Genomic DNA, 303 nt, shown 5'->3' with positions numbered 1-303 from the left:
TAAGCAGTGATTTTGATAAACCACTGCGGGATCTCTTTACGCTCAACTTTGGTATCGCAGCGCCAGCAGCAGCCGTCGATAACTTGTTCGTTCGCCAGTACGGTCTGGTCGTTCGGGCACCAGTTGACCGCAGAAGTCTTCTTATATACCAGGCCTTTTTTATACAGTTCGGTGAAGAATTTCTGTTCCCAACGGTAGTATTCCGGCGTACAGGTCGCCAGCTCGCGGCTCCAGTCATAACCAAAGCCCAGCATTTTGAGCTGGTTTTTCATATACGCGATGTTGTCGTACGTCCACGGTGCT

Annotated in this window: 1 protein-coding gene; it reads right to left on the bottom strand. The window is 50.2% G+C overall.

Annotated features, from left to right (window positions below; translation table 11 throughout):
• Window positions 1-303 (bottom strand): class I tRNA ligase family protein (locus LZP73_RS19895; RefSeq protein WP_234236639.1); only part of this gene is annotated, 303 nt, incomplete at both ends.

Source organism: Shewanella sp. AS16, from assembly GCF_021412365.1.
In the GTDB taxonomy this organism is placed as follows: domain Bacteria; phylum Pseudomonadota; class Gammaproteobacteria; order Enterobacterales; family Shewanellaceae; genus Shewanella; species Shewanella salipaludis.
The sequence above is the reverse complement of the archived record's forward strand: the minus strand, read 5'-3'. Positions and strand labels throughout refer to the sequence as shown.